Genomic DNA, 10,077 nt, shown 5'->3' on the forward strand with positions numbered 1-10,077 from the left:
TCAGGGCATTGAGTTCAGCCGCATTCAGCCCGTTCAGATCTATTGCCATGTTTCACCTGTGTTTTTGATTGTACCTGGTCAAAGCAGATATCGTCGTTAGTAGCAAGTGTGTGCATTCTTAACTTAGCAGGAATGCAAGCAGCGTTAACCGTTACGCTCAGCTATTGAATTCTGCCTCGAAGCCTTCAATTGCGAGCAAGGGCTAATCGAAATCAGGAGCGTCTCCGATAAGCATTTCCTGCTAGCATAGTTCTTGCGTAGCGCGGCGGTGAGGTTTGACTTGGCATAAATCTTTGCGAGCCCGGCTTTGCATCCTGACCCTAGGCCACTAGGGCTCAATAAGTTTGAACGTTCTAAAGTACTGCTCTTCTTCGAGCATCTCGCTTATGTGAATCAAGTCGCCTCTATCTGCCCGCCATTCAAGGTACCTGTCCTGTGCGGCTCGGCTTTGCCAGACATGTTGGATCACAATTTCTCCGTACTCTTCAGAGACAGCGAGCGAAGCCTCAAGGCAGCCCGGAAAAGCACGGGTCTCAGCGATCATTTCCTCCAGTTCAATCGCAAGATTGGCAAAGTGTTCAGGCAACGGCTTCAGCCAAACGAGAACCAGTTCCCTCTCCATATCCACCTCCGGTCGCAAGTTGCAAGACACGTTTCCACGTGTGAATCGGTCGGGGGCAAAATAGATGATCCCTCCGGTATTACCCGAGCTTTTTCGGGCAGGCTGACTATACTATAGAATAGGAGAGCCAAAACCCGGCAGGGCCTGTATCCTGTTTTTTATCGTTTGAGAAAGTGTATATTGAATGACCGTTTAGCGCCGTTCGAGGCATGCTGAACCGGCGAAAGGCTACCAGGTGGTCAAGGCCGCAAGGGGCCCGAGGCTGCCCTGCGCTGACCTTCGCAGCCAGGAGTCCAGGAATCCCAGGGCACGAACGACTGCAATGCCGGACCAACCGGACTTTCGCTTACGCCGCTATTGCTGACGCAGCACCCGCTCGCGGGCGCAGCACGCTCATCGCTGCGTTGCAGCTGATGTCGCCAGAGCGGTTATTCAAAGCCACGAAGATTCCAAAACCTCAATCTGTCTTTTCGCTGCAACCTAGATGGACCATCGAGGAGGGACTTTCCTGCCTTTCGCCGCGGTCTTGGAGTTCATTGCGCGATTGCAAGACAATCCGATTCTTGGAGGGTATTCAGACATTCGTCGTGATCGACGTCAACGGCAGCTAAACGCAGTCTTCTAATGAGGAGCCGCTCCAAACGGACAAGTTGGAGGGCTCTTGAATAAGCAGGTGAGGACCTCCTGCTTCTGGTTGTTTTGCTTTTCTTGGACGGAGAACTGCAAACTACAAATCCTGACCCTAATCTCCTAGCAGCTCCCGGATGTTTGCATCCAATTGGGCGGTAAAGCCGGCATCATTGCCGGGATTAGCGGCGCAATGGCCCCAGGGCGAGTTATAGGGGCGGAAGATGGCACCCGGCATGTGACGGGCCTCGATATCGTTGTCTTCGGGCGGGAAGTAGAGGTCCTGGGTGCAGGGCATCAGGATGGCGCGGGCCTTGATGGCGCCAAGTGCAGCCTGGAAATCGCCGTTGTAGAGCGGCCCTGCTGAGATGTCGCCGGCCTGCCAGGTGGCGAGTTTGGCCAGCAAGTTGTTGGCGTCCCAGCCCTGCACGTGGTCCTGTTCCCAGTCCTTCAGCAGGTCCTCTATGGTCTCGAACCCCAGTTGGCTGTAGAGCCCCTCTCGGTAGAAGGTCTGCGAGAAGGCCCATCCTGCATAGCCCCTGCCAAAAGCTTTGAGCCCGGCCTCGGGCGGGCTCAAATAGTTGCCGCCATTCCAGCTTTGGTCGGCACAAAGGGCAGCTTTGACGCCTTCGAGGAAGACGAAGTTGTGCGGCGAAGTCTTCGCAGAAGCGCAGAAGGGCAGGATCGCCTGCACCATATCCGGATATTGCGCCGCCCATTGGTAGGACTGGCAGCCGGCCATTGACCAGCCTGCGACCAGGGCAATCCGTCCGATACCCAGGTGGTCGTGGATCAGCCGGTGCTGGGCAGCGACGTTGTCCCACATCTGCACCAGCGGGAAGCGCGGGCCGTCCTGCGGGGCAGGCGTATTGGAAGGTGAGGAGGAGCGGCCGTTGCCGAACAAGTTAGGGCTGACGATGAAATGCCGCGCCGGGTCGATGGCACGCCCCGGGCCGAAGAAGCCTTCGTTACGGGAATTAGTTCCGGTGTAGAAAGTGGGCAGAACGATGACGTTGTCACGCGCCGGCGAAAGGCTTCCGTAGGTCTGATAGGCAAGTTTTGCGCCTTTCAACACCTCGCCTGACAGCAGCGGGAAGTCTCCCAGGTCAAAGATTTGATAGTCCTGCATTTTGAAACCCTTTGAAAATTGATCGGTCCCGCCGGCGGAACCTGAAGTGCTAGGCGTCTTCTTCCTGCTTGGCTTCGCCGCGCATCAGCTGCATGATCTCGCGCTCGCACTCTGGGTATCCCGATAGTTCCACCAGATCTTCCTTGCTGCGGATCTCCTTGCCCTTCTTGAAATCCAACTCGAGGATGGTCTTGAGGCGGCCCGGGTGGGCGGAGAGGAAGACGATGCGGTCGGCAAGGAAGATCGCCTCCTGAATGTCATGGGTGACCAGCAGGATGGTGGTTTGCGTCGTGCGCATGATATCCAGCAGCATTTCCTGCATGTGCCACCGGGTTTCCGCATCCAGCGCGCCGTAGGGTTCGTCCATCAGAAGGATTTCCGGCGCGTTGGCCAGGGTGCGTGCGATGGCAACCCGCTGCTTCATGCCGCCGGAAAGGGTCTTGGGGTAGGAGTCGCGGAATTTGGTGAGATGCACCAGATCGATGTAATGCAGCGCCCGCTCGCGGCGTTCCGCCTTGGGGATGCCGTTCAGCTTCATGCCGTATTCGACGTTTTCCAGCACCGTCAGCCAGGGGAAGGAGGTGTAGCTTTGAAACACCATGCCGCGCTCGCGGGCGGGGCCGTGGATGGGGCGGCCCTCCAGGCTGAGGATGCCACTTGTTGGTGTGTGCAGGCCCGCCACGATATTGAGCAAGGTGGACTTGCCGCAGCCCGAAGGCCCCAGCAGCACGCAGAGTTCATTGCGGGCCACCGAGAAGGACACATCGTGCAAGGCCTCGACCCCGCCGCCGCGTGTGGGGAATGTCTTGCAGACATTCTGGACGGATAGAATGGTGCTGGAATGCATGATGCGCCCCTCTTTGCAGGTCAGGTGGATCAGCCGCGGTAGCCGCTGTCGTAAAGCTCCTTGTGCAGGCTGCATTCGACGCCGGTTTCAGGCGCTTTGACCTCTTGGATCAGGCCGAACTTGACCCACCACTCACTGACCAGGTTCCAGTGATCCGACATTTGGCCGTTGGTCTGCTCAAAGGGCGGGTTGCCCGGGGCAGCACCGCAGAATTGCGCCGCTTCGATGAAGTCGTAGACATAAAGCCCGCCATCCAGCGAGGTGCCGTCCTTGCCCAGAACCAGCTCAACATCCGCGACGCTCATCCCCATGCCCTTGGCAATGATCTCGTTGCCCTCGGTCGGGTTTTCCTTCCACCAGGCAATGGCGTCATACATTGCCTGCATGGTTTTCAGGGCCACATCGCGGCGGTCGTTGATCAGCGCGTTGCTCATGTAGTGGCCATCCGCGACCACGGCATTTTTCAGCCAGAAGGGCTCGTCCGATTGGGTCAGGATGCTGGCGCCTTCCAATGCCTTCAGCGTGTTGGTGCCGTAGGGTTCCCAAAACTCCGAGGCCGCCACGCCACCACCGATCATGGCTGCAAAGGCATCGTCCGCGATGATGTTGCGGTAGACGACGGAGTCGTATGCGGCGCCGTTCTGCTCCAGCCACATGGCGACATAGATCTGCGCCAAGCCGCCTTCGAGCACCGCGACCTCTTTGCCGGCCAGGTCGGCAGCATTTTCAATGCCGGGGCCTGCGACGACCTTGTCGGTGCCGTTGGACAGATTGCCGAATGCGACCAGCTTGACCGGCAGACCGCGCTCAACCCCGACCGGAGTGAATTCGGCGGTGGAGGAGACCACATCAAGCTGACCGGCAGCAACGAGGTTGAAGCTTTCATAGGGGTCTTCGATGGTCTGGTACTGGATGTCCAGATCCGGGGCGAGGCCCTTTTCTGAAGCGATATGCCAGAAGCCGTAGCCCGGCCAGGTGAAGCCCGCGATCTTGACGCTTTCCGCGGACCATACGGGGGCGGCGGCGCCTGCCAGCACGAAGGCTGCAATGCAGCGGCTGGCGGATTTCAGCAGTTTCTTGGTCATCGTCACGGTACCTCCCTTGCGACGTCACATTGTTAGTTGGCTTGTTCTTTTGAGTTCTGCTCCGGTTCCTCAGGAATATTCGTCGAGATACTGGAATGCCCGGGCGTGCAGCGCCCGCAGCAGGTAGTCGAAGATCAACCCCAGAAGGCCGATCACCAGGATGCCGGCCATGATCTGGTCCACATGCAGGAAACGTTTGGCGCGCATCATCATGGCGCCGATGCCTGCGTCTGCGGCGGTGATCTCGGCGATCACCAGATAGGTCCAGCTGACCGCCAGCATCTGGCGCATGGCGATCACGATGTTGGGAAGCGCCGCCGGGACCACCACCGTGCGCAGCACCTGCCAGCGGGAGCCACCGAGGGTCACGGATGTGTTGATCAGATCCTTGGGCACTGCCTTGGTGTGGTCGGCAATCAGGGTGATCAGGAACCAGATCACGCCGATGAACAGCAGCGCCAGTTTTTGCGCATCGCCGGCCCCGAACCACATCAGCAACAGGGGAATGAAGGAAGGGGCGGGCAAGTAGCGCCAAGCCGAAACGAAGGGGGAGAAAAACGCTTCGACCGATTTGAACGCGCCCATCAGGATGCCAAGCGGCACCGCCACGGCGCAGGCCAGGGCAAAGCTGAGCATCACCCGCCAGACACTGACCATAACGTCGCCCAGAAAACCGTTTTCTGCAAAGAGCGTATACAGCGCTGTCAGGACCTTGCCGGGCCCTGGCAGCAGGATTGCGGGCATCACGCCGGACCAGGCGGTGATCTGCCAGATGGCAAAGAACAGGATCCAGACCGCCACCCCGAGGGTGAGGCGCCAGGATGCGGGGATATCCGATTTGAACTCGAATATCCGCAGTTTCGGGCGCGTATCCTTGGCCCGGGTTGCTGGTAAAGTCCGAAGGGCCTGGGTCATGGGTCTGTCCTTTGCTGGGAGGATTAGTAGAGGCGCAGATATTCCTGCACTTCCCAGTCGGTCACTGACTGGTGGTACCGCTCCCATTCGTCGTTCTTGTATTCGAGGTACGACTTGCGCATCACCGGCCCCATCACATGTTCGGCCATCTCGTCATGGCGCAGCGCCTCGATCGCGTTGAACAGCGTGCGGGGCAGGCGGCGAATGCCGAGTTCGGTGAGCTCGGCCTCGGTTTTGGAGTAGAGGTCGAAATCAGTGGGCTTGCCCGGGTCGATCTTGTTTTTGATGCCCTTCAGCGCGCAGCTCAGATGCATCGCCATTGCCAGGTAGACATTCATAGTCATGTCGCAGGCGCGGTTTTCGATGCAGTGGCGGCTTTGCGGCAGGCGGAACTGTGCGGAACGGTTGTTGAAGCCGTAGGTGATGTTGGTCGGCGCCCAGGTCACGGTGCCGCCCTCGAAACCGCCCACCCGCGGCACCAGCCCGTTGTAAGAATTCACGGTTGGGCAGGTGATCGCGGTAATCGCCTCGGCGTGCTGCATCAGCCCGCCCACGGCCCAGCGGCTCTCATCCGACCAGTCGCTGCCATCGGCGGTTTCAAAGATGTTCTCGCCCGGGCGGCTGTCATGCTGCATCGACATGTTGATATGCGCGCCGGAGCGCCAGTCGCCCACCGTTGGTTTCGGCATGAAGGTGACGAACATGCCGTGTTTCTTGGCCACTTCTTTGAGGGTGATGCGCAGGAAGGCCAGCCGGTCGGACATTTCCAGCATGTTGGTATAGTGGAAGTCCAGCTCGAACTGGGAATAGGCGCCTTCGGCCACCACATCGTGCAGGTTCCAGCCCAGGCCTTCGATGATGTCGATCATGTCCTTCAGGAACGGCATCGAGTCGATGGAGTATTCCACGTCGTAGCCAAAGGCCTGACGGCGCGGGCGCATACCGTCTGCCGGGTCGTCGTCGAAGGCCTTAACCGGCTGGCCGACCTCGTCGTATTTCATCACGATGAATTCCGGCTCGACGCCGGCAAAGCCGGAATAGCCCTCCTGCGCGGCCTCGTGCATGGCCCGTTTCAAGGCTTGGCGCGGGCAGACGTTATAGGGCGCGTCTTCCCAATAAAGGTCGGAGAAGATGATCGCCATCGAAGTGTCCCAAGGGCAGATATAGACGGCGTCCAGATCCGGCACCACTACCTGGTCGCTGTCGGCGGGGCTGAGTTCCGGCACAAAGGAGATTGAATGCACCGCGAACTGCGGTCCCTTGCCGAGGCAAAGCGGTTCGAAATCGCTCATCGGCACCGGTTTAGTCTTGGGGATGCCGTGCAGATCGATCCAGGCAGCCATGACGTATTTGACGCCGGCAGATTCCAAGCGCTCGCGCACTTCGGGAATGCGGGGGCGGTTGCGTTCCACTGCATCCTGGAAATTGCCATAGTAGATATTGGCTTCGGGGTTGGCTTTCAGCATGTTTGTTTCTCCCATTGAATGGCACAGGGGTGCCGTTCACTGCCGGGGGCCGGTCAGCGTTGTTTTGGTTTCGTTTTCTGCAATTACCTGGCGAAAAGGGCGGGCAACCCGTCGCCCGGGTCTCGGACTAGGGTGCCCAGTCGCCAGGAGTAGCGTTGCTTAGCCGGGGACAAAGTCCGCCGGATCGATGCCCGGGACCTCGGTGATCCCGGCCAGCTGTTTCCAATTGTGCGGATAGGCGGCGTAGAAGATCACGCATTTGCCGTCCGCCTCATACGAGATGTGGTTGTCCTTGGGCACAAAGAGCACGTCGCCGCGGTTGCAGATGTATTCCTTGCCGTCGCAGACGAGGCGGAAAGTGCCTTCGAGGCAGTAGATGATCTCATCGCAGGTCAGGTCCCACGGCACCTTGATGTTGTTCAGAACATTGATGCCGCCGCACATGGACTTGCTGAATTCGCTGGTGACCATCGGCTTGATGTAGGTGTCACTGCCGCCCATGGTGTCATAGCGTTCCTGGACCAGGTCGAATTTGAAAAGCTGCGGTTGGTCGCCCATGGATTATGCCCCTTCGCTGGCCAGGTGTTTCAGGATGCTCTCGTTCAGTTCGACCTTGTAGCCGTCCGGGTCCTTGCAAAAGGCGATGATGCGGGTGCCGTTCTTCATCGGCCCCGGCGGGCGGGTGATCTTCGCGCCCGCGGCGGCCAGCTGTTCGCAGGCGGCATAGACATCCGGGGTTTCGATGCAGATGTGTCCCCAGCCGTTGCCCTTGTCGTAAGGCTCCGCCTGGTCCCAGTTGGCGGTGAGTTCGAGGGTAGGGGATTCCGCCTCCGGCCCGTAGCCGATGAAGGTGTTGGTGAATTTGCCTTCGGGGTAGTCGGTGCGGCGCAGCACCTCCATGCCCAGAATTCCGCAGTAGAATTCCAGCGATTTCTCCATGTCCATCACCCGCATCATCGTGTGGGCCAGGCGGAAACCCTTGGAAATGGGTTCACTCATTGGTCTTGTTCCTTGTGCTTCAGGCGTTTGCCGGTGCGGCGCTGGCCCCGTCATTGGCGATGTCGCGTTCGATCAGGTCCTGGAAGGCCCGGACGCTGTCCTCCCAGGCGGGCGACAGCAGGCCGCCATCAACTGCAACGGGGGATTTGCGGCCCTCGTACATCCGTTCGACCATCTCGTGGTCTTCCTTGTGGACGTCCCACCAGAGCTCTTTGAGGCCGTCGATTTCCTCAGGCGATAGCTGCTGGCCTTCGGTGGTATAAAGCGCACGGTACTGGCGCATCTTGCCGGGGCCGGTGGGCACGTTCAGATAGACACCCAGCTGATCCGGGAAATAGCGGCCCAGGATGAAGTTGGGATAAAGCGTCAGATAGCGGGAGCTGACGCCGAGGCTGCCCGCGGTGCCGATCTCCTCCTTCAGATCCACCGCGCTGCCGATGCAGTTGCCGTCGGTGATGGTATAGTGATCCTCCAGCGGCTGATCGGTGGTCGAGGAATGCACGAACTGGACATGGTAGGGTTCGATGAAATTCTCCATGATCAATTTCCAGTTGGTCGCGATCTCGCCGAAGTCGAGCAGGCCGATCGGTTCCAGCTTGCCGTAGTTGATGCCCTCCAGCCGGTTTATCAGCGGCGCGGCATAGTCTTCGAATTCCGGCGCGGTGCCGTCCAGATTGACAAAGATCCAGTCGTGCCAGACATGGGTGCGGACGGGCTTCAGGCGGTGTTCCTTCAGATCGAAACCGTCGAACTCCTGCTTGCCGGTGCCGGCAAAATGAGGCGCCGCGCGCAACCGGCCCTCCAGATCATAGGCCCAGGCATGATAAGGGCAGCGGATCAGCTTGCCGACATTCTTGGGCTTGTCGACCAGGGTCATGCAGCGGTGCAGGCAAACATTGTGGAACACCTGGATGCCGCCATCCTGACCGCGGACGGTCAGAAGCGGCAGACCGGCGCAGCTGACGGGGTTGGCGTCGCCGGGGTTTGCAATCTGGTGGGCAAACCCGATGAACACCCAGTTCCTGGACAGGACCGTCCGGCATTCCTTCTGCCAGAACTCTTCACTGCGATACGCCTCGGCGGCCAGCCCGTGTTTCGGCCCGCTGGCAACCCGCGCTCTTTGCTCGGCAATTGTCATTCTTCCTCCCTTCGACACTGCCACATGCGGCAGACCTGATCGGGTTCTGCGCATGGAACCAGTCCCTGCCCCGGCGTCCTGTTTGCAGGTTTTGCGCCATTCGCAGAGCTTGAAGACTATGTTTGCGAAATTCGCACGCCGTGGCAACAAAAATTTGCGAATTTCGTCATATCGCGGAATTTTCAAGGAAGAATCGCGAAACTTCTGGCCTGAAAGCGTCCGCATGGTGCGAAATTCGCATGTCCGGTTCGAAAATTTGCAGAGATTCGCAACTGGGTTGGGTTTTCAAGGCAGATCGCGCCCTTGCAGTCCATACTGTGTGCAGGATTTTCGCCGGGCAAGAGGGCCTTGCTAAGCAAATCAGAACTGGATAATTGCGGATTCCGGCGCGTTGTCCTAGCCTGCGTTTCGGAAACAGTAATTGGGCAGCGGGCAAGTGGAAGGAAAGCAGCAAGTGTCTTCGCGTGCGAAACGCGCCAGTCAAAGCATCCGGTCTCCGGGAGATGACTTGAACCAGCAGATCATCCGGCTGCTGCAGCAGGATGGACGGATGGCCTTCTCCGAAATTGCCCAAAAACTGGATGTGTCGGAAGGCACAATCCGGAACCGGGTGAGCAGGCTGCGGGATAACAACATGCTGCGGATCGTGGCGATGTCGGATCCCGTGGCCACCGAGTATACTACCGATGCAATGATCGGGGTGAACGTTGCCGCAGGAGTAACCCCGCGGCAGGTGGCGGAAAGGCTTGAGAACGACCCGCGCGTCGTTTTCATACTGTGGGTCGCGGGCCGCTATGACCTGATCATTGAATTGGTCAGCGATGACACTGACGCACTGAAGAGTTTTCTGGAGCACGAGATCCACGCCAGCGAAGACATTGCCAAGGCAGACGTCATGTTTGGTTTGAAAAACTTCAAGAATCAGTTTTTGCTCAAACGGGATGTGGAGGATTGTGAGGAAGCCGCAAACCGCTGAGGTCCACACTGCGCAAGCAGCTTCGATTTTGCGGTTTCTGGAAAACCAATGCGGTGCAGGCCTTGGCTCCGGTTGCTTCCAGCCCCTTGTGCAGCGCGAGGAACTCTACTTCGAACTGGCCCATAGAAATAGGTTTGGACAGGGAAGCCTACAGACAAACAGCGCAGCTTTCCGCCCTTGAAACAGAACGCAGCAAAAGGCAGCTTCTCTAATCGGGCGTTTGGGTCAAGCTCATTCCATCGTTTCGTTTCCGTCTTATGGGAACAGGTTTCT

10 protein-coding genes are annotated in these 10,077 nt (G+C 58.7%); 1 reads left to right on the forward strand and 9 read right to left on the reverse strand.

Annotation, left to right across the window (positions count from 1 at the left end; all coding sequences use genetic code 11):
* Positions 1-328: 328 nt before the first annotated feature.
* The 9 genes from ACFMBG_RS23575 to ACFMBG_RS23615 all read right to left on the reverse strand — a co-directional run bounded on the left by ACFMBG_RS23575 (position 329) and on the right by ACFMBG_RS23615 (position 8,828).
* Positions 329-622, reverse strand: a complete 294-nt coding sequence (locus ACFMBG_RS23575) for a putative quinol monooxygenase (RefSeq protein ID WP_421057086.1) — start codon at positions 620-622, stop codon at positions 329-331.
* Between the two features lie 742 nt (positions 623-1,364).
* Positions 1,365-2,378 carry an alpha/beta fold hydrolase gene (locus ACFMBG_RS23580; RefSeq protein ID WP_421057087.1) on the reverse strand — a complete coding sequence of 338 codons (1,014 nt, stop codon included), beginning with the start codon at positions 2,376-2,378 and terminating at the stop codon, positions 1,365-1,367.
* 49 nt (positions 2,379-2,427) lie between these two features.
* Positions 2,428-3,225: an ABC transporter ATP-binding protein gene (locus ACFMBG_RS23585; RefSeq protein ID WP_421057088.1), complete on the reverse strand. Its 798-nt coding sequence runs from the start codon at positions 3,223-3,225 to the stop codon at positions 2,428-2,430.
* 29 nt (positions 3,226-3,254) lie between these two features.
* Positions 3,255-4,310, reverse strand: a complete 1,056-nt coding sequence (locus ACFMBG_RS23590; protein ID WP_421057089.1) for an ABC transporter substrate-binding protein — start codon at positions 4,308-4,310, stop codon at positions 3,255-3,257.
* A gap of 69 nt (positions 4,311-4,379) precedes the next feature.
* A complete protein-coding gene (locus tag ACFMBG_RS23595; protein WP_421057090.1) occupies positions 4,380-5,225 on the reverse strand; it encodes an ABC transporter permease in 846 nt (281 codons plus the stop codon).
* A gap of 23 nt (positions 5,226-5,248) precedes the next feature.
* Complete coding sequence (locus tag ACFMBG_RS23600) at positions 5,249-6,691, reverse strand: glutamine synthetase family protein (RefSeq protein ID WP_421057091.1); 1,443 nt, start codon at positions 6,689-6,691, stop codon at positions 5,249-5,251.
* 159 nt (positions 6,692-6,850) lie between these two features.
* A complete protein-coding gene (locus ACFMBG_RS23605; RefSeq protein WP_421057092.1) occupies positions 6,851-7,249 on the reverse strand; it encodes a cupin domain-containing protein in 399 nt (132 codons plus the stop codon).
* A 3-nt stretch (positions 7,250-7,252) separates the two neighbouring features.
* Positions 7,253-7,690, reverse strand: coding sequence for a lactoylglutathione lyase (gene gloA, locus ACFMBG_RS23610; RefSeq protein ID WP_421057093.1), 438 nt, complete (start codon positions 7,688-7,690; stop codon positions 7,253-7,255).
* A gap of 19 nt (positions 7,691-7,709) precedes the next feature.
* On the reverse strand, positions 7,710-8,828 hold the full coding sequence (locus ACFMBG_RS23615; protein WP_421057094.1) for an aromatic ring-hydroxylating oxygenase subunit alpha: 1,119 nt from the start codon (positions 8,826-8,828) through the stop codon (positions 7,710-7,712).
* Between the two features lie 508 nt (positions 8,829-9,336).
* Between ACFMBG_RS23615 and ACFMBG_RS23620 the strand changes: the two genes are divergently transcribed.
* Positions 9,337-9,804 carry an Lrp/AsnC family transcriptional regulator gene (locus ACFMBG_RS23620; RefSeq protein WP_421057095.1) on the forward strand — a complete coding sequence of 156 codons (468 nt, stop codon included), beginning with the start codon at positions 9,337-9,339 and terminating at the stop codon, positions 9,802-9,804.
* Positions 9,805-10,077 lie beyond the last annotated feature (273 nt).

The sequence above is a fragment of the Leisingera coralii genome (genome assembly GCF_049056525.1).
In the GTDB taxonomy this organism is placed as follows: Bacteria; Pseudomonadota; Alphaproteobacteria; order Rhodobacterales; family Rhodobacteraceae; genus Leisingera; species Leisingera coralii.